The organism is Naasia aerilata, from assembly GCF_030296595.1.
GTDB lineage: Bacteria > Actinomycetota > Actinomycetes > Actinomycetales > Microbacteriaceae > Naasia > Naasia aerilata.
On record NZ_AP027731.1, the window covers coordinates 2511525 to 2532727 of the forward strand.

The 21203-nt window shown below is 72.0% G+C and carries 27 protein-coding genes and 1 pseudogene; 17 read left to right on the forward strand and 11 right to left on the reverse strand.

Translation table 11 applies throughout. The features are described from left to right. Window positions 1-23 precede the first annotated feature (23 nt). The 4 genes from QUE51_RS13140 to QUE51_RS13155 all read left to right on the forward strand — a co-directional run bounded on the left by QUE51_RS13140 (window position 24) and on the right by QUE51_RS13155 (window position 1847). Entirely contained in the window at window positions 24-443 is a 420-nt protein-coding gene (locus QUE51_RS13140) for an SRPBCC family protein (RefSeq protein ID WP_286276812.1), read from the forward strand. Continuing rightward, complete coding sequence (locus QUE51_RS13145; RefSeq protein WP_286276813.1) at window positions 440-853, forward strand: EVE domain-containing protein; 414 nt, start codon at window positions 440-442, stop codon at window positions 851-853. The genes QUE51_RS13140 and QUE51_RS13145 overlap by 4 nt, the downstream gene beginning before the upstream one ends. Beyond that, on the forward strand, window positions 850-1311 hold the full coding sequence (locus QUE51_RS13150; protein ID WP_286276814.1) for a MarR family winged helix-turn-helix transcriptional regulator: 462 nt from the start codon (window positions 850-852) through the stop codon (window positions 1309-1311). The genes QUE51_RS13145 and QUE51_RS13150 overlap by 4 nt, the downstream gene beginning before the upstream one ends. A gap of 101 nt (window positions 1312-1412) precedes the next feature. Then, a complete protein-coding gene (locus QUE51_RS13155; protein WP_286276815.1) occupies window positions 1413-1847 on the forward strand; it encodes a DUF6157 family protein in 435 nt (144 codons plus the stop codon). A 326-nt stretch (window positions 1848-2173) separates the two neighbouring features. Here QUE51_RS13155 and malQ read toward each other — a convergent pair. Both malQ and QUE51_RS13165 read right to left on the reverse strand, forming a co-directional pair. After that, window positions 2174-3691, reverse strand: a pseudogene (gene malQ, locus QUE51_RS13160) (4-alpha-glucanotransferase); the annotation flags it as partial. Continuing rightward, window positions 3688-3891, reverse strand: a complete 204-nt coding sequence (locus tag QUE51_RS13165) for a hypothetical protein (RefSeq protein ID WP_286276816.1) — start codon at window positions 3889-3891, stop codon at window positions 3688-3690. The pseudogene malQ and the gene QUE51_RS13165, both read right to left, overlap by 4 nt. A gap of 169 nt (window positions 3892-4060) precedes the next feature. Between QUE51_RS13165 and QUE51_RS13170 the strand changes: the two genes are divergently transcribed. After that, entirely contained in the window at window positions 4061-4696 is a 636-nt protein-coding gene (locus QUE51_RS13170) for a hypothetical protein (RefSeq protein ID WP_286276817.1), read from the forward strand. 25 nt (window positions 4697-4721) lie between these two features. On the opposite strand, the gene QUE51_RS13175 is transcribed toward QUE51_RS13170, so the two are convergent. Further along, window positions 4722-5084: a biopolymer transporter Tol gene (locus QUE51_RS13175; RefSeq protein ID WP_286276818.1), complete on the reverse strand. Its 363-nt coding sequence runs from the start codon at window positions 5082-5084 to the stop codon at window positions 4722-4724. Between the two features lie 67 nt (window positions 5085-5151). Between QUE51_RS13175 and QUE51_RS13180 the strand changes: the two genes are divergently transcribed. Beyond that, entirely contained in the window at window positions 5152-5637 is a 486-nt protein-coding gene (locus QUE51_RS13180; protein ID WP_286276819.1) for a GNAT family N-acetyltransferase, read from the forward strand. Here the strand turns inward: QUE51_RS13180 and QUE51_RS13185 are convergent. Next, on the reverse strand, window positions 5634-6125 hold the full coding sequence (locus tag QUE51_RS13185; protein ID WP_286276820.1) for a hypothetical protein: 492 nt from the start codon (window positions 6123-6125) through the stop codon (window positions 5634-5636). The genes QUE51_RS13180 and QUE51_RS13185 overlap by 4 nt on opposite strands. 254 nt (window positions 6126-6379) lie before the next feature. Between QUE51_RS13185 and QUE51_RS18230 the strand changes: the two genes are divergently transcribed. The 9 genes from QUE51_RS18230 to QUE51_RS13230 all read left to right on the forward strand — a co-directional run bounded on the left by QUE51_RS18230 (window position 6380) and on the right by QUE51_RS13230 (window position 15637). Further along, complete coding sequence (locus tag QUE51_RS18230; RefSeq protein WP_350226662.1) at window positions 6380-7048, forward strand: alpha/beta fold hydrolase; 669 nt, start codon at window positions 6380-6382, stop codon at window positions 7046-7048. Window positions 7049-7254: 206 nt separating this feature from the next. Then, window positions 7255-7782 (forward strand): GNAT family N-acetyltransferase, encoded by a 528-nt coding sequence (locus tag QUE51_RS13195; RefSeq protein ID WP_286276822.1) that lies wholly within the window; start codon window positions 7255-7257, stop codon window positions 7780-7782. Further along, on the forward strand, window positions 7725-9368 hold the full coding sequence (locus QUE51_RS13200) for an alpha-amylase family glycosyl hydrolase (protein WP_286276823.1): 1644 nt from the start codon (window positions 7725-7727) through the stop codon (window positions 9366-9368). The genes QUE51_RS13195 and QUE51_RS13200 overlap by 58 nt, the downstream gene beginning before the upstream one ends. Before the next feature lie 25 nt (window positions 9369-9393). Beyond that, complete coding sequence (locus QUE51_RS13205) at window positions 9394-9903, forward strand: GNAT family N-acetyltransferase (protein WP_286276824.1); 510 nt, start codon at window positions 9394-9396, stop codon at window positions 9901-9903. Between the two features lie 53 nt (window positions 9904-9956). Further along, window positions 9957-10607, forward strand: a complete 651-nt coding sequence (locus QUE51_RS13210) for a DUF1345 domain-containing protein (protein ID WP_286276825.1) — start codon at window positions 9957-9959, stop codon at window positions 10605-10607. A 206-nt stretch (window positions 10608-10813) separates the two neighbouring features. Beyond that, window positions 10814-11644 carry a polyphosphate kinase 2 gene (ppk2, locus tag QUE51_RS13215; protein WP_286276826.1) on the forward strand — a complete coding sequence of 277 codons (831 nt, stop codon included), beginning with the start codon at window positions 10814-10816 and terminating at the stop codon, window positions 11642-11644. A gap of 109 nt (window positions 11645-11753) precedes the next feature. Beyond that, window positions 11754-12281, forward strand: coding sequence for a hypothetical protein (locus QUE51_RS13220; RefSeq protein WP_286276828.1), 528 nt, complete (start codon window positions 11754-11756; stop codon window positions 12279-12281). A 107-nt stretch (window positions 12282-12388) separates the two neighbouring features. Next, the gene (locus tag QUE51_RS13225; protein WP_286276829.1) at window positions 12389-13756 is read left to right on the forward strand and encodes an HNH endonuclease signature motif containing protein; all 1368 of its coding nucleotides are present in this window, start codon (window positions 12389-12391) and stop codon (window positions 13754-13756) included. Window positions 13757-13945: 189 nt separating this feature from the next. Continuing rightward, complete coding sequence (locus tag QUE51_RS13230; protein ID WP_286276830.1) at window positions 13946-15637, forward strand: cation:proton antiporter; 1692 nt, start codon at window positions 13946-13948, stop codon at window positions 15635-15637. A gap of 27 nt (window positions 15638-15664) precedes the next feature. Here the strand turns inward: QUE51_RS13230 and QUE51_RS13235 are convergent, their stop codons facing one another. Next, on the reverse strand, window positions 15665-16147 hold the full coding sequence (locus tag QUE51_RS13235; RefSeq protein WP_286279390.1) for an MFS transporter: 483 nt from the start codon (window positions 16145-16147) through the stop codon (window positions 15665-15667). Next, entirely contained in the window at window positions 16048-16842 is a 795-nt protein-coding gene (locus QUE51_RS13240) for an MFS transporter (protein ID WP_286276833.1), read from the reverse strand. The genes QUE51_RS13235 and QUE51_RS13240 overlap by 100 nt, the downstream gene beginning before the upstream one ends. 137 nt (window positions 16843-16979) lie before the next feature. Between QUE51_RS13240 and QUE51_RS13245 the strand changes: the two genes are divergently transcribed. After that, entirely contained in the window at window positions 16980-17678 is a 699-nt protein-coding gene (locus QUE51_RS13245) for a GntR family transcriptional regulator (RefSeq protein WP_286276834.1), read from the forward strand. Window positions 17679-17680: 2 nt separating this feature from the next. Here the strand turns inward: QUE51_RS13245 and QUE51_RS13250 are convergent, their stop codons facing one another. After that, a complete protein-coding gene (locus tag QUE51_RS13250) occupies window positions 17681-18622 on the reverse strand; it encodes an NYN domain-containing protein (RefSeq protein WP_286276835.1) in 942 nt (313 codons plus the stop codon). A 126-nt stretch (window positions 18623-18748) separates the two neighbouring features. Between QUE51_RS13250 and QUE51_RS13255 the strand changes: the two genes are divergently transcribed. After that, window positions 18749-19252, forward strand: coding sequence for a hypothetical protein (locus tag QUE51_RS13255; protein WP_286276836.1), 504 nt, complete (start codon window positions 18749-18751; stop codon window positions 19250-19252). Window positions 19253-19260: 8 nt separating this feature from the next. Here the strand turns inward: QUE51_RS13255 and QUE51_RS13260 are convergent, their stop codons facing one another. From QUE51_RS13260 to QUE51_RS13275, 4 genes are read right to left on the reverse strand one after another with little or no spacing between them, the layout of a single operon-like run. Further along, window positions 19261-19527, reverse strand: a complete 267-nt coding sequence (locus QUE51_RS13260; RefSeq protein WP_286276837.1) for an alpha/beta fold hydrolase — start codon at window positions 19525-19527, stop codon at window positions 19261-19263. Continuing rightward, window positions 19524-20081: an alpha/beta fold hydrolase gene (locus QUE51_RS13265; RefSeq protein WP_286276838.1), complete on the reverse strand. Its 558-nt coding sequence runs from the start codon at window positions 20079-20081 to the stop codon at window positions 19524-19526. Before QUE51_RS13265 ends, QUE51_RS13260 begins: the two co-directional genes overlap by 4 nt. Window positions 20082-20115: 34 nt before the next feature. Beyond that, window positions 20116-20607 (reverse strand): GNAT family N-acetyltransferase, encoded by a 492-nt coding sequence (locus tag QUE51_RS13270; protein ID WP_286276839.1) that lies wholly within the window; start codon window positions 20605-20607, stop codon window positions 20116-20118. After that, window positions 20604-21056, reverse strand: coding sequence for a dihydrofolate reductase family protein (locus tag QUE51_RS13275; protein WP_350226663.1), 453 nt, complete (start codon window positions 21054-21056; stop codon window positions 20604-20606). Before QUE51_RS13275 ends, QUE51_RS13270 begins: the two co-directional genes overlap by 4 nt. Window positions 21057-21203: the final 147 nt, after the last annotated feature.

The following is a 21203-nucleotide window of genomic DNA, read 5'->3' on the forward strand; positions in this document are numbered from 1 at the left end:
AGTAAGCGCGCATACTAACCGGCATGATCGAACTCGCCACCGGCGCCGCCTCGTCCACCGCCTCGCCTGACGCGTTCTTCGCGCGCTGGGTCGATCACGCGTCCTGGTCGTCCTGGTCGCCGGATACGGAGTGGGTGAAGGTGGGGACGCCGGTGCGGGTCGGCACGCGGGGAGTGCTCAAGCCCAAGGGCGGGCCGAAGGTGCGGTTCTTCGTGAGCGCCTGCGAGCCCGGCCGGGAGTACACCGACACGTCGCTCCTGCCCGGCGCCCGGCTGCTGTTCCAGCACCTCGTCGAGCCGACCCCGTCCGGGTCCGCCCTGCGCGTGCGGGTCTGGGTAGAGGGTCCCCTCGGGCGCATCTGGGCGAAGGTGATGGGCGGCGGGTTCCGCCAGACCGCCCAGGCCGACCTCGACCGTCTCGTCGCCCTGGTGGAGCGGGCATGAGCGCCTGGCTGGGCGTGGTGTCCGCCGAGCACGTGCGGTACGCCGTGTCCAAGGGGATCGCGCAGGTCGGGCACGGGAAGCGGGGCGGCCTGGCGCGCATGCGCGCCGGCGACACCTTCGTGTACTACTCGTCCGTGGAGCGGCTCGGCGACAGGGAGCCGCTGCGACAGTTCACCGCTCTCGGCGTCCTCCCCGACGAGGAGATCTGGCAAGCCGACGAGGGGACTTTCCACCCCTTCCGCCGCCGGGTCGAGTACGCCGCGGCGACTCCCGTCCCGCTCGAAGCGGTCAAGGACCGGCTGCGCCTCACCGCGTCACCCAACTGGGGCTACCAGCTGCGGAGGGGGCTCGTGCCGCTCGAGCTCGAGGACGTCGAGGTGCTCCGCGCCGCGATGGGGCTGCGGTCGTGACCTCGGAAGCGAGCGGTCTGCGCTCCGAGTTCGCCGAGGCGGAGCAGAGCCCCGGACTGCTGCTCTGGCGGGTGACGAACGCCTGGCAGTCCGCGATGCGCGAGGCGCTGCGGCCGTTCGATCTGACTCACGTCCAGTTCGTCCTGCTCGCGTCGCTGACCTGGCTCCGCGCCGACGGGCCGGTGACGCAGCGGGCGCTGGCGGACCACGCGCGCACCGACCCCATGATGACCTCGCAGGTGCTCCGGGCACTCGAGGCCAAGGGACTCGTCGCGCGCTCCGCGCATCCCACCGATGCCCGCGCGCGGGCGCTGACCGTCACGGACGAGGGGGCGGATCTCGCGAACCGCGCCAACGCCGCCGTCGAGGCTGCGGACCGGCGCTTCTTCGGCGCGCTCGAGGCGGAGCAGCAGGCGTTCGCGAGGCTCCTCGCGCGACTGGGTGGCACACGCGGCTGACGATCGACGAGCCGCGGCAGCGGCGAACTGGACCGGTGTCGGAGGTTCGGCGGAGGATGGACACCGCCGGCCGAGCAGCGGCGGCGGAAGGACGTGGCGCGATGAGCAGGATCGCCGGGAGCGCGATGCACACGACGAACTACTTCGACACCTTCATCGAGGTCGCCGATGACTGCCCGGTCACGGTCGCCGAGGCGCCCGCAGCCAAGGCCGATGCCAAGACGATCGCGACCATGCACTACGAGCTGATCGCCGGACACCCGTACGAGTTCACCTCGGACGAGGTGCTCTTCCAGGTGTACGCGGAGCGCGCCGGCATCCCGCCCGAGGAGCGGGACGAGGCCCGCGAGCGCTTCTTCTCGAAGGGGCAGGCCTGCCTCCGCTCCTCGCCGCTCGGCAAGCGCTACGGCTGGGGCACGCACCACGACGCCGAGGGCCGGGTCGCGGCGTACCCGCTCGGCTCGGAGGAGTACGAGCGGCTCCGGGCGGACGCCTCCCTCGCGCACACGAAGGCCATGCGCTCCAAGCGGGCGTAGCTCCCAACCCGACTTGCCGAAAAGTCCCGCTTTGGAGCGCCCATAGCGGGATTTTTCGGCAAGTCGCCCCTCCGCGGTCCGGGTCTCGGGCCTCGCGCGCTACCGCGCGGGGTGTCCGTGGTCGGTGACGTCGGGTTGAGCCCGCAGCTCGTCGGCGATCTCCTCCTCGGGCCGGGGCGGGACGTTCTCGTCCTCCTCGATCTCCGGGGGCCGTGCAGCGGGTGGCCCTGCGAGCTCCCGAGCGCTCGAGCGACGGCCGCGACGCGCTCGGAGCCGAGGACGTCGTCGAGCAGCACCGGCTTCTCGTCGGGTCCGGACAGCGGGATGCGCCAGTTCGGGTACTGGCTCTCGTCGGTGCCCGGCTGGTTCTGCGTCCGGCGGTCGCCGATCGCGTCGGTCAGCGCCACGTTGAGCAGCCGTGACGGGGCGAACGTCAGGTAGCGGTGGAGCGCGACGATGATCTCCTCGTTCGTCGCGTGCTCTCCGATCAGGCCGCGCCCGCGGAGCTCCTGCATCCAGCTCTCGCGATCCTTCCGGTCCGCCTCGGCCTCCTCCTCGATGGGGCGCGTGAGGAGCCCGAGCCGGTCGCGCAGCTCGACGTGCACGCCGTCCAGGTAGCCGTTGGTGGGCGGCAGGTCGTGGGTGGTCACGGAGGCGAGGCACAGCTCCCGCCACCTCTCCGCGGGCAGCACCTTGCCGTCCCCGTCGCGCTCGAACCAGAGGATCGACGTGCCGAGCACGCCGCGCTCCTTGAGGTACTCGCGGGCGGACGGCTCGACCACGCCCAGGTCCTCGCCGACGACCACCGCGCCGGCGCGCTCCGCCTCGGCGGCGAGCACGCCGATCATCGCCTCGTGGTCGTAGCGGGCGTAGGTTCCGGCCGCGGGGGAGGCGCCCTCCGGGATCCACCAGAGCCGGAACAGGCCGATGATGTGGTCGATGCGGACGCCGCCCGCATGCTTGAGCACGTTGCGGAGGAGGTCGCGCAGCGGCGCGTACCCGCTCTCGGCGAGCCGGTCCGGACGCCACGGCGGCTGCTGCCAGTCCTGCCCCATCTGGTTGAAGGCGTCCGGCGGCGCACCGACCCGGATGCCCTGGGCGTAGACGTGGCGGTTCCGCCACGCGTCGGCGCCTCCCGGATGCACCCCGACGGCGAGGTCGTGCACGATGCCGATCGTCATTCCGGCACTCTTCGCGGCAGCCTGTGCGGCCTCCAGCTGCTCGTCGAGGACCCACTGCAGCCACATCTCGAAGTCGAGCTCGGCCTCGTGCTCGGCCGCGTAGCGCGCGGCGGCCTCTCCCGACGCGTCGCGCAGCTCCTCCGGCCACTCCCGGTAGTCGTTGCCGTGCACGATCGAGAGGATGTTCCAGGTCGCGAACCGCTCGAGCGACTCGCCCTGCGCCTCCTTGAACGCCTGGTAGGCGACCTCGCGCTCGGCGGACCGCGGCGCCCGGTGGAGGAGCTCGAGCGCGGCACGCTTCGCGGTCCAGGACGCGTCCCGGTCGAGGAGGTCCTTCCCGGCCAGCTCCTCGCGGAGCTCGGCAGCGAGGGCGTCGATGCCCGCGCGCTCCTCATCGTCGAGGCCCGCGTACTCGGGCACGTCCTCGACGCGGATGTACAGCGGGTTCCAGAACCGCCGGGAGGACGGCAGATAGGGCGAGGGCTGCACCGGCGCGACGGGCTCGGCGGCGTGCAGCGGGTTCACCAGGATGTAGCTCGCCCCGAGGCCCGCCGACCAGGTCGCGAGGGTGGCGAGGTCGCCGAGGTCGCCGATGCCCCAGGACCGACGCGAGCGGGAGCTGTAGAGCTGGACCGCGAAGCCCCACGACTGCCGCGCGGTCACCGATGCGGGGAGGCCGAGGAAGTCCGGGGACTCGATCGGCGCACCAGGGGTGTGCGCTTCCCCTCCTCGGCGCCCATGGCGGTGAGGATCGCCCGGACCGTCTCCTCGGGCACCTCGACGGTGCGACCCTGCCAGTCGTCGAACGAGGTGGAGATCCGGTACTTCTTCGTCAGTTCGAGCAGCTCGGGGGAGAGAGGCATGCCTCGATCTTGGCGGAGGCGGGGGCGGGGCGGGCAGGGGGTGGCGCCGGGGGAGCGGCTCCGTAGGGGCGGTCGCGGGACCTGCGGACGCGTCGGCAGCTGTACGGCATCGCGGCGAACGGCGGCGGCGCCTCTGGGAACCGCCCGATCCGGCGAATACCCTGGCTGTATGGCCAAAGCGGAGGTGACGGAGCGGGCGCGCCGCTATCTGGTCGACGGAGCGGCGCGCCCGGTGCAGGGCGACGCCGTCGCCTTCGCGCAGGAGCCGCGCGAGGTCCAGGTCGAGGTGCTCGCGGAGCTCAGGGCACGCGCGGCCGGCGATTCGTGGTCGGCTGCCCTCGCCATCAGCGCTCTTGGCATCTCGGTGTTCGCCGCCCTGGCGAACACAAGCAGGATCATTGTGGAGCCTTGGACTGCCTACGGCGTGGTCGCCGTTCTGGTCTTGGTAATCCTTCTCGGCCCCATGTGGTGGGTTGCGAAGCAGCAGGCTCGTCGGAGACGGGCCGTCGCCTGGCTCGGCGCGCTCGAGGACGAGCTGCGGATGCCCTCCCCGCCGGCCGAGCGCGAGATCGTCGCATCGGCCCCGCCTCAGCACCAGCCCGGTCCGGTGCAGCCGGATTTGCCGGCCCGTGTCTCCCCGGCGGGCGTTGCGTCGCATCGGGCCGCAGACGATGCCGGGACAGGCACGATGGCTGCCTCGTCCGACGCCCCCAGCGAGCACGACGCGACGGACACGCAGCCGGGCAGACACCGCAGCGGTCCCAGCCGGCGCAGCGCCCGGCGCGCCCACGAGATCGGCGACTGACAGACGCCGAGCCGAGGCGCGCAGCTCAGCGGCCGGCGTCGCTCCCGCCATCCAGGCCGGCGAACCACTCGGCGTATGGCGTGTTCTTGGCGAGCTTGCGGTTGTAGTCGGGCGCGCCGTCGGTCCACCACACCGGACCCCGCTCACCGAGGCCGTGCTTGGCCGCATCCACCCGGTCCCGGGCGGCCGCGTAGGCGGCGGCATCCTCCGTGCCCTTCACGCTCTTCTTCGTCCGGCGGGCGTCCATGAGCTCGTGCACCAGGGCGTCCCGCTGCTCGGGAGCGAGCGCCGGGTTCGCCGTTCGCCAGAGCCGTCCGCGCACGACGATGTAGCGGCCGTCCGGCGTCGTCAGCGGTCCCTCGTCGTGCGGGGGCGTCGTGTCCGGCATGGCGGCAGTCTAGGAAGGCCGTCGGCTCGATTTCCGGAAGCCGGCTGCTCCTCCTCAGAATGAGCGGATGGATGTGACGGTCGAGCAGGGCACGCTCGAGGACATCGAGGCGCTGGGGCCGCTGTGGGTCGAGATGCTCACCCACCACCGCGCCGTGATCGACGGCGCCCTGCCCGTCAACGAGGACGGACGCTCCTGGGAAGCCACCGCGAAGGAGTACCGGACCTGGTTCGAGGCCGGCAACGGGCTCCTGCTGCTCGCCCGCGCCGCCGGCGGAGACCTCGTCGGCTACCTGATGTGCCAGCTCGACTCGAGCACGCGCACCTTCGACATGCCGCGCCTCGGTCACATCGACTCGCTCGTCGTCGCCGCGCAGGCACGCGGCGCGGGCGTCGGATCGCTGCTCCTCGACGCCTGCAAGGCCGCGCTCGTGGAGCAGGGCATCCGGTTCTGGACGATCGGGGTCGTCGAGGGCAACGACCGGGCCATGGACCTGTACCAGCGCTTCGGGTTCCGGCCGTTCTACCGCGATCTCGCGGCCGAGATCGGCTAGGCGGGCAGGCGGCGCAGCAGCCGCACCCACGGCGTCCACGCGCGGTGGGGCGGTGCGGTCGAGCCGAAGTGGCGCGCGGCCTTGGCGAGCGCGTCCTCGATGAGCGCGTTGTGCAGCGCCCGGAAGGCGAAGGGCCAGCTGAGCCGGGCGAGTCCGGACGTGACGACGACGAGCTCGTGGACGAGCTCACTCGTCCCCGGGCGGTCTCCTTCGGTCACGGCGAACCGGTGCCAGCCGTCGACCCCGCGGGGCCCGGTGAATGTGCAGCGCAGCTCGGATCCCGGCCGGTAGAGCTCGACGGTGTACCGGATGGGCCCGTGTCCGCCGGCCGCTCCCGGCTGGAGGGGGCGATCGAAGCGCACCGGCGGCCATTCCTCCCACGGCCAGAGGAGGTCGCCCGGCGAGGCGAGCGTATCCAGAACCGCGCCCACCGCGCCCGGTGACGCCGGGATGGTCCGCCGGTGGACGTTGCGGACGGGATGCCCCATGGCGCGAGCGTACCGGCGCCGGTGGATGAGCGGCGGCCCGGCGTCGCCGCCTGCCGCCCGGCGTTCCCTGCGGGGAGACGGACCGGGAACTGTGCAGGCTCGCGCAAGACCTCCGGGACCTCGCCGCCGTAGCGTTGCCGCGTTCACCGAGCGCAGACCGTCGGCCGGCGCTCCCCATCCACGTTCCCGCGCCACCGCGGCAGCCCCTGGGCCGGAGGGACGCTCGGAACGCGTCAGCTCGGAAGAAGATGCGCATGTCGGACGCAACGTCGTCGAAGCCCACCATCGTGCTCGTGCACGGCTCGTTCGCGGACGCCTCCGGGTGGTCCGGTGTGATCACCCGCCTGGCGGCGAAGGGGTACACCTCCTGCGCGCCGGCCAACCCGCTCCGCGACCTCGCGGGCGACGCCGCGTACATCCGGTCGTTCCTCGAGACCATCGAGGGGCCGATCATCCTCGTCGCCCACTCCTACGGCGGGGCGGTCATCACCAACGCCGCGACCGGCTTGGACAGCGTGAAGGCGCTCGTCTACATCAACGGCTTCGCCCTCGCCGAGGGCGAGAGCGTGCAGACGGCCGGGCAGCTCGGCAGCGGCCCGTTCCTCCTCGTCGACCATCTCGTGATCCGGCCTTTCCCGAACTCGGGGAGGGCAACGCGGACGCGTACATCGACCCCGCCTGGTTCCACGACCTGTTCTGCGCCGATCTGCCCGAGGAGCAGGCTCTGTACATGGGGGCGTCCCAGCGCGGGGCTGCACTCGCGACCTTCGGAGCCCCGTCCGGCAAGCCGGCCTGGGCGGAGAAGCCCACCTGGTATCTCGCCTCGACGAGCGACCGCACCATCCCGGTGGAGGCGGAGCGCGAGATGGGCAGGCGGACCGGCGGCACGTTCCGGGAGATCCAAGCGTCCCACGTCGCGATGATCTCGCACCCGGACGAGGTCACCGAGATGATCCTCGAGGCCGCCGCGATCGGCACGGACTCGCGGACCCTGGCCTCCGTCTGACGCGGAGCACCCCAGCGGACGGAGGGGCGGCGGCGGCCGGCGGATGACCCCGGCCGCCGTCCGCTCTGCCGTTCAGAGGTGACGAGGTCGACGCCCCGGGCCCCGGATGCCTAGGGTCGCAGTGTGCTGACCCTGCATCCGTACTCCGCCGACGACTTCCCGCTGCTGGAGGCGCTGAACTCGCCGGAGATGACGGCGTATCTCGGCGGCCCGGAGTCGCCCGAGAAGCTGCAGCAGCGCCACGAGAAGTACCAGAGGCTCGCGCGCGAGGGCCAGGCGCGGATCTTCCGGATCGCCGCGGACGACCATCCCGCGGTCGGCATCATCAACTGGTGGTACGGCGAGTGGCATGACCAGCCCGTGCAGGAGGCGGGCTGGGCCGTGCGGCCCGAGTTCCAGGGGCGCGGCTACGCCGTCCGGGCGCTGGAGCTCCTCACCCCCGACGCCGCCGAGCACGGCGACCGCACGCTGCTCGTCGCCAACCCCCGCGTCGACAACGCCGCCTCGAACGCGGTGTGCGCCCGCGCCGGCTTCTCCTTCCGCGGCGAGGAGGACGACGAGTACCCGCCGGGGAACCCGATTCGCACCAACGTGTGGACCTTCGACCTCGCCGCTCTGCGGGAGGCCCGCGCGCTCGGGTACCTGCCCTGAGCGACACCGACTCGGCGGCCTGGTGGCAGAGCGCGCTGATCTACGAGGTCTACCCGCGGTCATTCGCCGACGCCGACGGCAACGGGGTCGGCGACCTCCGCGGAGTGATCGACCGGCTCCCGTATTTGTCCTCGCTGGGGGTCGACGGCATCTGGCTGACGCCGTTCATGCACTCGCCCCAGGTCGACCAGGGGTACGACGTCAGCGACTACTGCGACGTCGATCCGCTCTTCGGCTCCCTCGGCGATCTCGACGAGCTGCTCGACGCAGCGCACTGGCGCGGCATCCGGATCATCGTGGATGTGGTGCCCAATCACGCCTCGACCGCGCATCCGCTCTTCCGGCAGGCGGTCGAGGATGGGCCAGGATCGCCCGCCCGGGAACTGTTCCACTTCGCCCAGGGGAAGCCGTGCGGGATGCCGCCCAACGACTGGCCGAGCGTGTTCGGCGGACCGGCTTGGACGCGGGTCGCTCCGGACTCCAGCACCGACATCGACTGGTACCTGCACCTCTTCTCGCCCGCCCAGCCGGACTGGAACTGGCGGAACCCGGCTGTCGGCGAGTACTTCGAGGGTGTCCTCCGGTTCTGGCTCGACCGCGGGGTCAACGGCGTGCGCATCGACGTCGCACACGGGCTGTTCAAGGCAGTGGGGCTGCCCGACGTCGGCGAGGTCCCGGCCCGAATCGACGGGCTGCGCACCAACCCTCTGGCGCGGGACCGGGAGGAGGTGCACGACGTGTACCGGCGCTGGCGGCGCATCGCGGACGAGTACGTGCCGCCCCGCGTCCTCGTCGGCGAGGTGAACCTGGCACCCGACCGCGCCGCGCGGTACACGCGGCCGGACGAGCTGCATCAGGCGTTCGCCTTCGCCTTCACCCACGTCGGCTGGGACGCCGACGCGTGGCGGCAGGTCGGCGAGGACCTGGAGCGCGTACGCCGCGAGCACGGCTCCGTGCCCACCTGGGCGCTCGAGAACCACGACGTCGTCCGGGCCGTCACCCGCTTCGGCGGGGGAGAGGCCGGGCAGCGGCGGGCGCGCGCGGCGATCGTCGCGCTGCTCGGCCTGCCCGGGTCGGCGTACGTGTTCCAGGGGCAGGAGCTCGGGCTCCCCGAGGTCGACGTGCCGGTCGAGGCGCGGCGCGATCCGATGTGGTCTCGCGGAGGGGTGTCCCGGGACGGCGTCCGCGTGCCGCTGCCGTGGACCGAGAGCGCCGAGCGCGCGCACGGGTTCTCGTCGTCCGCCGGCGCGGCAACGCCGTGGCTGCCGCAGCCCGGCGACTGGGGACGCTTCGCCGTGGAGGTGCAGGAGAGGGATCCGGAGTCGACGCTGCAGCTGTTCCGCACCGCGGCCGACCTGAGGAGACGACTGCTGCGTGCCGGCACCCTGCGGGCTGACCAGGCGGCGCACTGGAGCGTCGACGACGGACTCCTCCTGTGCCGCCGCGACGGTGGGGTCACCATCGCGGTCGCGATGGGCGGGCGGCCCGCGCGGCTGCCCGACGGAGAGGTGGTCCTCGCCTCTGCCGCCGTGAAGGAGGGCATGCTCCCGGCCGACGCGGCTGCGTGGGTGATCGCTCGTCGGTGACGGCGGCGGACCGTAGGGTCGGAGCATGACCGCTCCACGCTTCACCGTGCGCCACCTGGTCGCGGAGGACTGGCGGAACGTCAAGGCGCTGCGCCTCGAGATGCTCGCCGACACCCCGAAGGCGTTCCTCGAGACGATCGAGATGGCCGAGGCGCATCCCGACAGCTTCTGGCAGATGCGGGCGCGCAACGGCCTGACGGAGGACGTGATCAGCCTCGCGGCGATCCTCGACGACGGGCGCTGGGTCGGCACCATGAGCTCGCGGCTCTTCGCGGATACGCCCGATCCCTTCCTGCTCGCCGTGTACGTCTCGCCGGACGTGCGCGGCACGGCGGCGGGCGTGACCGACGCCCTGCTCGTCGCCATCGAGGACTGGGCTCGGACGAAGGGTCCCGGACTCCTTCTCGACGTACACGAGGACAACGCGCGCGCTCGTGCCTTCTACGCCAAGCGGGGGTTCGTGGAGACGGGACGGACCAAGCCGTACCCGCTCGACCCGCGCGAGCTCGAGATCGAGATGCGGAAGCCGCTGTAGGGCGTCCCGGGCGTCGGCGCGGAGCGGGCTCGGATCGGCCCTAGGCTCGCGCCGTGAACCATGCCCCCCGCCAGGCCGAGCGCCGGTGGCCACAGGCCCTCGCCGTCGTGATCGCCCTGCTGCTCTACCTGCTGCTGCCGGGCGGCGTGCACTTCCTGCCGGCGTGGGTCATCCCGACTCTCTGCCTGCTGCTCCTGGTCCCGCTCGTCGTGCTCAACCCGCGGCGGCTGTCGCGCGAGACGACCTGGTCGCGGGCGATGTCGATCGGCCTCGCCGTCCTGCTCACCGTGGCGAACCAGATCACCCTGGTCCTCACCATCCGCGAGCTGCTGCAAGGCCGGGCTCAGGGCGCCGAGGTTCTGCTCACCACCCTGCAGGTGTGGGGGACCAACGTGATCGCGTTCGCGCTCGTGTACTGGGAGATCGATCGCGGGGGACCGGTCGCCCGCCGATCGCTCGGAGTGCGTGACGACGCGACCGTCGACTTCCGGTTCCCGCAGCAGGAGGACAAGGACGACGCGGCCAAGTGGTCGCCGGAGTTCCTCGACTACGCCTACTTCTCGCTGAGCAACATGATGGCGTTCAGCCCCACCGACGTCATGCCGCTCTCCGCGCGGGCGAAGCTCCTGATGGCGTACCAGGCGCTGACCGCGTTCATCGTGCTGGCGCTCGTCATCTCGCGGGCGGTCAACATCCTCACGTGAGGGTCGCCGGCGCAGAGGCCGCAGGTGCGATCGGCGACTCCCGCGAGCCGAAGTGGACGAACGGCGCATGCGCTGGGCCCGGGCTCGCCCGCCCGATGGGACGGGCGTACGGGCGGACTCGCGTAGCCTGTGGCAGGCCGGAGGAGAGCTCGACACCGGTCAGGCAGCGGCGCGGATGTGTCGTGATCGGGAGAGGACCGGCCCCCATGGCGAAGGCGAAGACGAAGGCGAAAGCCCCGCAGAAGGCCGGGCGGCGCGTCCCGAAGGACATCTACGAGGCAGAGCTCGAGCGTCTCCAGGTTGAGCTCGTCCGCATGCAGCAGTGGATCGTGGAGACGGGGGCGCGCGTCGTCGTCATCTTCGAAGGGCGCGACGCGGCAGGGAAGGGCGGAGCCATCAAGCGGGTGGTGCAGTACCTGAACCCGCGGTCGGCCCGGGTGGTCGCCCTGCCGGCGCCGAGCGAGCGCGAGCGCGGGCAGTGGTACTTCCAGCGGTACATCGAGCGCCTGCCTGCCGCCGGCGAGATCGTCCTCATGGATCGGTCCTGGTACAACAGGGCGGGTGTCGAGCGGGTGATGGAGTACTGCACCCAGGAGCAGTACGACCTGTTCCTGAAGCAGACGCCGGTCTTCGAGCGGATGCTCGTCGAGGATGGGATCATCCTGATCAAGTACTGGTTCTCGGTCTCGGACAAGGAGCAGGAGAAGCGGTTCAAGTCGCGACTCCACGACCCGATGCGCCGCTGGAAGCTGTCCGAGACGGACCTCGCATCGATCGTGAAGTGGGAGGACTACTCGCGGGCGAAGGACGCCATGTTCAGCGCCACCGATCTCCCTGAAGCCCGCTGGTGGACCATCGAGAGCGACGACAAGCGGGCGTCCCGGCTGAACGCCATCAGCCACCTGCTCTCGCAGGTGGAATACGAGGCCCGTGAGCCGGAGAAGGTCGTCATCCCGCCGCGCCCGAAGGCCGCCGACTATCAGAGGCCGCCTCGGGAGCTGCACCTCTACGTCCCGGACTACGCGGCCACGCTGTGACCCGAGAGGGCGTCCTCACCTGAGGGTGGGCGTCACTTCCCGGCCTCCCCGGATTGGGGAGGATGCCGAGGAGGGACGCGCAGATAGGTTGACCCCCGTGGATGACCCGATGACCGTACTGCGCCCGTACCTGCGTCCCGGGGAGAAGGTGCTCTGGCACGGACGCCCCGACCCGGCCGTGACATTCGCGCCCATCGATGCCCTCCTGGTGCCCTTCAGTATCGTGTGGCTGGCCTTCGCGGTCTTCTGGGAGGCGAGCGTCATCGAGTCCGGCGCGCCGGTGTTCTTCCTCCTCTTCGGCGGGGTCTTCGTGCTCATCGGCCTCTACTTCGTGCTCGGGCGCTTCGTCTACAAGAGGCGCCGCAAGGCCGCCACCGCGTACGCGGTCACCGATATGCGGGCCCTGTCCGTGACGGGTCAGGCCATGGCCGACTCGCCTGCCCGTACCGAGCCCATGCAGGTTCGCCGTGCCCGGGACAGGAGCCACGTGTCGGTTTCGCTCGGCCAGAGCACCTACCCCATCGACTACAGCAACACCGGGATGGACTGGTTCGGCCGGGGGCAGCGCTTCGGCTTCTACGACGTCGAGGACGGTGAGCGCATGCTCGCCGCACTGGAGCGGCTGCGGGCTGGATGAGAAGCCCGTCTCCCTCCACAGAAAATACTTCGGCGAATTGCTAACAGGGCGGCTGATCAGGGCATCTGAGTGTCGGCGGTGTCAGTGGGTGCGGGCACAATGGCCGCATGAACCTCCCCACGGATGCGCTCCTCGAGCAGGCTGACCGCCTCGCCCGGCGCGTGAGCGGATTGCCGTGGGGTGAGGCGGAGGACTCGCTCAGTCGCCTCCTCGCCGGGGCCAGCGGGTCGACGCTCCTCGAGATCGTGGAGACCGCCGGCCGCAACCTCCGGATGGCGGAGGCCACCCTCATGCGCGCAGCAGGGGAGATCGCCAAGCGGTCGGACCGCGATGCCGTCGAGCCGCTCGCCCGGCAACTGGGAGATCGCACCGCGGCCGCGCTTGTCGCCCGGGTGGCCGACGTTCCTCTCGGCCGGGCCGCCGACTGGTGCAGAGTCGGCGCCGAACTCGTCGACCGGGAGAGCCTCACCGGAGAGCCGCTTCCCAGTCGATGGCCTGCACTCTCCTCTGCGGTCGATGGGGGAGAGGTCGCCGTCCATGAGGCCCGCGTCATCCTCGGAGCCCTCGAGGCGGTCGTACCGCACGCGGAGCCTGAGCGGCTGGCCGGCCTCGAGGAGCACCTGATCGCCCAGGCCCGGATCCTCTCGTTCGCCGACCTCTCGGCGCTGTGCCGGGCGATTCCCGACGTCTTCGACCCGGAGGGGGCCGAGCTGCGGGAGGAGGAGCTGCGAGCCAAGTCCGGCTTCAAGATCGTCCACCGACGGGATGGGCTGCTCCGCTGGATCATCGACGCCCACCCCGAGGCCGCCGGCTTCCTCACCGCCGCTCTCGATGCTAGAACGGCGCCCCGCCGAGCGGTCGTCTTCGCCGATGAGGACGATCCGGAACAGGATCGGGCGCTCGAGGACACCCGCACGCTCGAGCAGAAGCGCCTCGACGCTCTGCAGTCCATCTGCCGCGACAGCCTCAAAGCCGACGACGGCGACGTGTCGGGTACGCCCGTCACCGTCGTGGTGCACATCCCGCTGGAGGCACTGGAGAGCGGGATAGGCGCCGCGACGATCGACGGGGTCGACGCTCCCATCAGCGCAGCCACGGCCAGGAGGCTGGCCTGCGACGCCAAGATCATCCCCGTCGTGCTCGGCGGCGAGTCCGAGCCCCTCGACCTGGGCCGAGCCCGGCGGCTGTTCTCGCAGGCGCAGCGCCTGGCGATGGCCGTCCGGGACGGCGGCTGCGTGTGGTGGGCGTGCCTCGAGCCGCCCTCCCGATGCGAGGCCGCGCACCTGACCGGCTGGGCACGAGGCGGCCGGACCGATCTCGCCGCCGGGGCGCTGCTCTGCCCTTACCACCATCGAAGATTCGACAACGACGGATGGGAGCTCCGGGTCATCCACGGGGCACGACATCTCATCCCGCCGCCCTGGGTCGATGCGACTCAGCGGCCCCGGCCCGTCGACCGGCCGCGACTCCCGTAGCTCCCGCGCCGCCCCGCACCCACCAGATCTTCGAGCGTTTGCTTGCGCAGCGGCTCGCCCCTGCTCTCCGGGCTCGCCGACAGCGAGGGGCCTCGGCAGCCGACCGGCCCCGCCGTAGAGGACCCCGGGGCCGTCCGTACGAACCGGCCACCCACGCTCCGATACCCTGACCAGCGGGGAGGGAGGCGCATGGAGCAGCTGGTCATCGGCGTCCTCGTCATCGGCGTGCTCGGCCTCCTCGTCATCGCCGCCGCCACCGCGCTCGCGCCCCGCTTCAACATCGCGGCCCCGCTCCTGCTCGTCGTCCTCGGCATCGCGATCAGCTTCCTGCCCTTCGTGCCCGCCATCGAGATCGAACCCGAGCTGGTGCTCGCGGGCATCCTGCCGCCCCTCCTCTACTCGGCGTCCGTGTCCCTGCCCGCCATGGACTTCCGCCGCGAGTTCGGGGCCATCGGGGGACTGTCCGTCGTGCTCGTGATCCTCAGCTCCGTGATCCTCGGCGTGGTCTTCGCAGCCCTGATCCCCGGTCTCGGTCTGGCCTGGGGCATCGCGCTCGGCGCCATCGTCAGCCCCACGGATGCGGTCGCCACCTCGATCGTCAAGCGGCTGGGTGTCTCCGGGCGCATCGTGGCGCTCCTCGAAGGCGAGAGCCTGCTCAACGACGCCACCGCCCTCGTGCTGCTGCGCTCTGCGATCGCGGGTGCGGCCGCCTCCGTATCCCTGCCGGCCGTCGCGGGCAGCTTCGTTTTCGCCGTCGTCGTCGCGGTGCTCATCGGATACGCCGTGGGCCGGCTCAACCTCTGGGTCCGGGCGCGGGTGCCCGACGCCACCGTGAACACGGTGATCTCGTTCACCGTGCCCTTCCTGGCTTCCATCCCGGCCGAGCTGCTCGGGGCGTCGGGACTCGTCGCCGCCGTGGCGGCCGGTCTCGTCACCGGGCGAGGCGCGCCGAGGGTGCTGTCGCCGCAGCATCGGCTCTCGGACGTCCAGGTGTGGCGGGCGATCGAGCTCATCCTGGAGGGAGCCGTGTTCCTCCTCATGGGCCTCGAGCTGTACGGCTTCGTGGAGGCCGCGGAGAAGGACGACCTCGGCTTCCTGCGCGCGCTCGGCATCGCGGCTCTGGCGCTCCTGCTCACCGTCGTGGTGCGCACCGCGTACGTCGCCCCACTGCTGGTCGGCTTGCACCGGCGGGCGAAGCGGGGCGCCCTCGTCAAAGATCGGGTGCAGTCCCTGCACGACCGGCTCTCGGATCCGGAGACGCGCGGGACGGCGCTGGAGCAGTTCGGAGGCCGGCGGCCGCGCCGCGTCACCAGGCACGACGCCGAGCGGCTGTCGACCCGCGTGCGGCGCATGCTGGGCGACATCGACTACTTCCTCGCCGCGCCCCTCGGCTGGCGCGAAGGCACGGTCGTCGTGTGGGCCGGGATGCGCGGCGCGATCACGGTCGCCGCCGCCCAGACCCTGCCCGCCGACACCCCCAACCGCTCGCTTCTGGTGCTCATCGCCTTCATGGTCGCCGCGGCCTCGCTGCTGCTCCAGGGCGGCACGCTCGCCGCGGTGGTGGGCTGGGTGAAGCCCGCGCTGCCCGACCTCTCCTCCGACGACGAGCGCGCGCGGCTCATGGCGCTGCTCGACGAGGCCGCCGCCCGCGCGCAGGAAGACCGGCCGGGCGGCGATGCGTCCGCTCGCGTCGGGAAGCAGGCGGCGGTGATGGTGATCGCCGCCCAGCGTCGGGCACTCCTCAACGCCCGTGACGACGGCGCCTTCAGCGCCGACCTGCTGCAGAGCGCTCTCGCCAACCTCGACGCCGACCAGATCACGCTGGAGCTGAAGGGCGGCCCGGGCGACGCCCTCGACGGAACGCCGCCCCCTCGCAGCTGAGCCGGGACGCCCGGCGACCGGGCAAGGTCAGAGGCGGTCGTGCTCGTCCGCCCTGCCCGGGATGATCGGGGTCGCGATGGCGGGCGCGAGAGCCACGGCGGCGAACGCGAGCGGGTAGCCGAGCAGGCCGATCAGCCCGCCCACGACCGGTCCGACCGCCGCGGCCGCCACGAACTGCCCGGTGTTCTGGGTGCCGAGCGCGCGCCCCGCCCAGCGCGGTCCGGCCGCCTCCGCGACCGAGGTGAAGGCGAGACCGTTGTCGGCGACCGACACCGTGGTCGCGATCACGAGCAGCGCGGCGGCCGCGGGACCCCAGTGCGCGGCGTCGAAGGCGGCGAGCAGGAGCATCACGCCACAGGCGGTGACCGACACCCAGCGCAGCGGGCGGACGCGGCTGCCGACCCGGTCGCTCAGCATCCCGACCCCGATCCGGCCGATCGCTCCCGCGAACTGAGATCCGCCGACCAGGATGCCCGCGGCGAGCGGCGTCCAGCCGAGCTCGGCGACCAGCCAGACGAGCCCGAAGAGCGCGAGCGTGTACTGCGGCACGACCAGCAGCATGGAGACGACGTGGATCCGCCAGAGGAATCCGGACGACCGGTAGGGGTTGTCGCCCGCGGGGAGGAGGCGTCGACCGCCGGAGCCGGGCGCGGCGGGTTCACAACCCACAGCGCGCAGGCCGCCGCGAGCACCGCCGTGGCGACCAGCGGCACGAGCAGCGCGGCGCCGATGCCCGCCTGAGCGGCCGACGGCACGGTGACGGCGGCGATCGTCGTGCCGAGCGGCTGGCACATCTGCCGGATGCCCATGACCAGGCCCCGCCGGTTCTTGGGGAACCAGCCGACGACGATCCGGCCGCTCGCCGCGCTCGTGCTCGCCGCCGCCATCCCGCCGAGCAGGAAGCACGCCCCCAGGGCGACATAGCCGGCCTGCCTGGTGCCGTCCGCGAGCAGCACGCCCGCCGAAGCCAGCGCGGTGAGGGCGAGGCCCGCCACGATCACCCACTTCTCGCCGATGCGATCGGCCAGCGCGCCCCAGGCGATCAGCGTGAACACGAGCCCGAGGTTGGGTGCCGAGGCGAGCAGGCCGGCCTGCGCCAGCGGCAGCCCGCGCTCGGTGTGCAGGAGGGGAGGAGGAAGGCGGGCGTGGTGACGAACACGGTCGCTGCCGTCTGGGCCAGTGTCCCGAGGGTGAGCGCCGTCCACGCGCGACGCGCGTTCGGCATCCGCTCCGCCCGCGGCGCCGCAGCCGTTGCCGTCATCGTCGCTCCTCCCGCTAGTCTTGGTATACCAGCACGGTATACCAATCGAGGGAGCCGTCGAACGAAGGGATCGGGCCGGTCGTGGACGCTTCATCGCAGACGGCTCAGCTCTACGGCAAGCTGCGAAGGTCAGTGCTCAGCCTCGAGCTGATGCCCGGTGAGCGCCTCACCGAGCGTGGCCTCGAGGCGGCATTCGGGGCCTCGCGCACGCCCGCTCGCGCCGCCCTGATGCGGCTGGAGACGGAGGGCCTCGTGCAGCGCGACGGGCGCGGCTGGAGGGTGGCCCCGATCGACCTCGCGGAGATCAATGCCGTGGCCCAGTACCGGGAGGCCGTCGAGACAGCGGGCGTTCGGCTCGCGGTCGCCACGGCGTCCGACGAGGACGTCGCCGCTCTCGGCGCGCTCCTCGAGGCTTCGAAGCCGAGTGGGGACGAGCAGGACGGCGTCCGTGCGGGCGCGGACTTCCACGTCGAGCTCGCCCGCCTGTCCGGCAACCCGCTCCTCGCCGACGGCGTCGGCACGTCGATGGTGCGGCTGGAGCGCACCCGATGGCTCGAGGTGCGCACGGCCGCATCCCGCGAGCAGGCGTGGCGCGAGCACCGTCGGATACTGCAGGCGGTCGCCTCGCGCGACGCCGGAACGGCCGCGGCGCTGGTCGCGGCGCACATCGAGGCCACGAACAGCCGCCTGCTGGAGTCGCTCAGCGCCCAGCAGCGCACGCTCGGCCTGCGCGGGCTCGCGATCGTCGGGGATCCTTCGGCGGAGAGCCGCGTCGGCTGAGGTCAGCGCAGGCGGACGAGCCGCTCGGATCCCTCGGTGCGCATCTCGGCGAGGCTGTTCCGTGACTTCACGAACTCCGTGAAGCTCTTGTAGCCGAGCGTCCGCTCATTGAAGGACGGGTCGAGGCGGCGGATCTGCGACTTCACCGAGGCGGCGTTCTTCCACTCGTCGTCGTCCTTGGCGGCGAGGAGCTCGAGCGCGCGGACCAGCAGACGGCTCGCGGCCCGATCCGACATCTTTGCGGTGGCCGGCGCCTCCTCGACGGGGGCGACGAAGGTGGGCAGGGTGAGCGACGGCGGCTCGGCCGGAGGGGCCTCCTCGACGGCGGGCTCGTCGACCGCGTCCTCCACGGCGTCCTCACGCGGCTCCGGGTCGGTGATGCCCGGGATGGCGTCGTACATCTCGAAGTGGTCGCAGGCCGCGATCAGCGCAGGACTCGTGCGGCCGGAGACGCCGATGCCGAGCACGAAGCGGCCGAGCCGCTTGCAGCGCTGGGCGAGCGCGATGTAGTCCGAGTCGCCGGCGACGATGACGACGTGGGTGAGGTCGGGGAGACGGAAGAGGTCCTCCAGCACGTCGACGGAGAGCCGGATGTCGGCGCCGTTCTTGAACGCCTTGGTCGTGGGGAAGAGCTGGGTGAGGTCGACCGCGCGGTTGACGAGCTGCTTCCGGTAGCTCGCGTTCACCGGCACCGACCAGTCCGCGTACGCGCGGCTCAGCGCGACGGTGCCGAAGGACGAGGCGTAGTCGAGAATCGCTCCCACGTCGATCTCCGCCTCGGCCAGCTTGCGGGCGGTCGCCTCGGTGCCGGTCTTCGCCGGGATCACATTGCGCGCGTTGTCGTTGCGCCACGCCATGTTCCCGTTGAGCTGGTCGTAGCGCGAGATGACGATGTTGTCGAAGTCGATGTAGACCGCGACGCGGCCCTCGGTCTGGTCAGTCATACGGTGTCCGTTCGAGTCTCCGGGCGCACTGGCGCCCTGCTTCCACGGTAGACCGTCCGAAACCCCTGATTCGGACGGGCATGCGACACTGGGCCGACACGTTCCGCACGCGAGGAGGCCCACCGCATGGATCGCGCTCCCGGCGAGCCGGACGGACTGGCACGGCCCGACGACGCCGACGAGGAGTTCACCCCGCGGCGGCCTGCCTGGGTCAAGGCCGTGGCGTGGGTCGCGGTCGTCGGGCTCGTCCTCGGCGCCGGCTTCGGCTCGGCCCTCGCGCTGCTGGCCGGCCAGCGGGCGCAGAGCGGCCCGGAGGACGGCGTGATCGCCGTCTCCGACGTGATTCAGGAGCGCGGCATCGGGTCCGGCACGGTTCCGCTCGAGGCGGCGCCCGCCGAGGCGACCGGCCTGCAGGTGCGGTTCACCTGCCTGAGCCCCGGTCGCTTCACCTGGGGCACCGATCCCCACCGGAACCCGGCGTCCAGCTGCGGCGACTCCAGCGTGGGCTCGGCCCTCTGGAACGAGTTCGACCTGCCGGCGACGCCGGAGCTGTACATCACGGCCGACCAGGACGCCGAATGGGCCGTCGAGGTCGTGTACGTGACGAGGGAGCCGGCCCAGGGCGTCTGAGCGGGGCGTCAGGGCCGAAGCAGCTCCGCGGCGAGTACTTCCGGTGCCACCTCGGGGATCCAGTGGCCCACCTCAAGCTCGATGAAGCGATAGGGCGCGGCCACATAGCGCTCGGTGAGCTCAGCCGCCTTCCGGCCCAGGGCGCCGTCCTTGCGTCCCCAGATGTAGCGGGTCGGGACGTGCACGAGGCCGTCCCCTCCGGCCGTGCCGCCGCCCGGCAGGGCCAGGGCGCGGTACCAGTTGAGGGCACCGGTCAGGGCCCCCGGCTCGCTCATCGCCGCCGTGTACTCGTGCACGTACCGCTCCGGCAGCCGCATCGCCGTGAGGGTGCCGGGGAGGCGGGGAGGAGCACCCGCTCCGCGAGTCCCGGAACCGCGATGAGGGCCATATAGGACGAGCGGATCGCCTGGTCGGAGCTGACGAGCGCTCGCGCGAAGGCCCGCGGGTGCGGCGTGGAGACCACGGCGACGCGTTCGACGCGCCGGGGAGCCGCCATGGCCAGCCACCACGCGACCACACCGCCCATGTCGTGCCCCACCACCGAGAAGCGCCGTGCTCCGGCGGCGTCCGCCAGGGCCACGGCGTCCCGCACCAGCTCCCTCGGCCGGTAGGCGCCGACGCCGCGCGGTCGCGCGTCCCGGGCGTAGCCGCGCTGGTCGAACGCGAGGGTGCGCATTCCGGCGTCGGCGAGGATCGGAGCGACGGCGTCCCAGGACCGCCGACTGGCCGGGAAGCCGTGCAGCAGGAGGGTGACGGGGCCTTCGAGCGGCCCGCGGTCGGTCACGTCGAAGGTGAGGCCCTCGCGGGAGAACCGGGTGATGCGCTCCATGTGTCCTCCTGGCCGTGGCGGCGCCGGGCGGCGATCAGTCGCTCGTGAGCCGCTTCTCGAAGCAGAGCGACCACGGCATCGTCTCGACGTAGGGCTCGTAGACGGGGATGCGGGTGTAGCCGGAGCTCTCGTACAGCGCGACGGCTTCCGGCTGCCGATCGCCCGCCTGCAGGATGACACGCCTGCCGCCTCCGCGGCGAGCGATCTCCTCGACCTCGTTCAGGAGGCGCCTGGCCACTCCCGCTCGCCGTGCGACCGGCAGCACGATGAGCCGCTTGACCTCCCACTCGTCCCCGAGCATGCGCAGCGCGATGTGCCCGACCGCGGCACCGTCGTCCTGGACGGCTAGCAGGGTCGCCCGGATGTCGTCCGTCCGGACCGACAGGGCGCGTGCCCGCTTCCGGGTCAGCTCCGGCGGCTCCTCCCGTCCGTCGCCGTAGCGCTCCACCATGTCAGCATCCATGAGCCGGCGCAGCGCGACGGCGCGCGGATCGTTCCAGACGACGGCCTCGAGGTCGACGGTCACCGCGCGACGTCGTAGACGGCCTTGAGGATGCCGTTGCTGTAGGCCTCGTGCTCCACGAGCTCGAGCTTCGCGAGGTCGGCTCGGTCGTCGAACAGCCGCTTGCCGCTGCCGAGCAGCAGCGGGAACACGAGCAGGTGGTAGCGGTCGACGAGCCCGGCGGCGGCGAGCCCCTTCGCGAGGGTCGCGCTGCCGTGCAGGATGATCGGCGCCCCGTCGCCATCCCGCAGCGCGGCGACCTCGTCGACGGACCGCAGGATGGTCGTGTCGCTCCAGCCGGGGTCAGTCTCGGTCAGGGTGGTGGAGACCACGTACTTCGGCATGGCGTTGTACTCCGCGAACTCCTCCATCTTCGGCCACACCGGGGCGAAGTCCTGGTAGCTGACGCGGCCCATCAGCAGGGCGCCCGCCTCCTGCTGCTCGCGGCCTTTGAGCTCGTAGGCCTCCGCCACGAAGGGGACCTGCTTGAAGGTCCAGCCGGCGTGCGGGTGGGAGCCGCCGCCGGGGAGTCCATCACTCCGTCGAGGGAGACGAACTCGGTGACGATGAGGGTGCGCATGGGATCTCCTGGGGGTGGGCGGAAAGGTTCTTCTACTCAG

Excerpts from the sequence above, each read along its gene's own strand:
- QUE51_RS13140 (WP_286276812.1), top strand. The coding sequence starts at position 24 with ATGATCGAACTCGCCACCGGCGCCGCCTCGTCCACCGCCTCGCCTGAC.
- QUE51_RS13145 (WP_286276813.1), top strand. The coding sequence starts at position 440 with ATGAGCGCCTGGCTGGGCGTGGTGTCCGCCGAGCACGTGCGGTACGCC.
- QUE51_RS13155 (WP_286276815.1), top strand. The coding sequence starts at position 1,413 with ATGAGCAGGATCGCCGGGAGCGCGATGCACACGACGAACTACTTCGAC.
- QUE51_RS13165 (WP_286276816.1), bottom strand. The coding sequence starts at position 3,891 with ATGCCTCTCTCCCCCGAGCTGCTCGAACTGACGAAGAAGTACCGGATC.
- QUE51_RS13170 (WP_286276817.1), top strand. The coding sequence starts at position 4,061 with ATGGCCAAAGCGGAGGTGACGGAGCGGGCGCGCCGCTATCTGGTCGAC.
- QUE51_RS13175 (WP_286276818.1), bottom strand. The coding sequence starts at position 5,084 with ATGCCGGACACGACGCCCCCGCACGACGAGGGACCGCTGACGACGCCG.
- QUE51_RS13180 (WP_286276819.1), top strand. The coding sequence starts at position 5,152 with ATGGATGTGACGGTCGAGCAGGGCACGCTCGAGGACATCGAGGCGCTG.
- QUE51_RS13185 (WP_286276820.1), bottom strand. The coding sequence starts at position 6,125 with ATGGGGCATCCCGTCCGCAACGTCCACCGGCGGACCATCCCGGCGTCA.
- QUE51_RS18230 (WP_350226662.1), top strand. The coding sequence starts at position 6,380 with ATGTCGGACGCAACGTCGTCGAAGCCCACCATCGTGCTCGTGCACGGC.
- QUE51_RS13205 (WP_286276824.1), top strand. The coding sequence starts at position 9,394 with ATGACCGCTCCACGCTTCACCGTGCGCCACCTGGTCGCGGAGGACTGG.
- ppk2 (WP_286276826.1), top strand. The coding sequence starts at position 10,814 with ATGGCGAAGGCGAAGACGAAGGCGAAAGCCCCGCAGAAGGCCGGGCGG.
- QUE51_RS13220 (WP_286276828.1), top strand. The coding sequence starts at position 11,754 with ATGACCGTACTGCGCCCGTACCTGCGTCCCGGGGAGAAGGTGCTCTGG.
- QUE51_RS13225 (WP_286276829.1), top strand. The coding sequence starts at position 12,389 with ATGAACCTCCCCACGGATGCGCTCCTCGAGCAGGCTGACCGCCTCGCC.
- QUE51_RS13230 (WP_286276830.1), top strand. The coding sequence starts at position 13,946 with ATGGAGCAGCTGGTCATCGGCGTCCTCGTCATCGGCGTGCTCGGCCTC.
- QUE51_RS13250 (WP_286276835.1), bottom strand. The coding sequence starts at position 18,622 with ATGACTGACCAGACCGAGGGCCGCGTCGCGGTCTACATCGACTTCGAC.
- QUE51_RS13255 (WP_286276836.1), top strand. The coding sequence starts at position 18,749 with ATGGATCGCGCTCCCGGCGAGCCGGACGGACTGGCACGGCCCGACGAC.
- QUE51_RS13260 (WP_286276837.1), bottom strand. The coding sequence starts at position 19,527 with ATGAGCGAGCCGGGGGCCCTGACCGGTGCCCTCAACTGGTACCGCGCC.
- QUE51_RS13265 (WP_286276838.1), bottom strand. The coding sequence starts at position 20,081 with ATGGAGCGCATCACCCGGTTCTCCCGCGAGGGCCTCACCTTCGACGTG.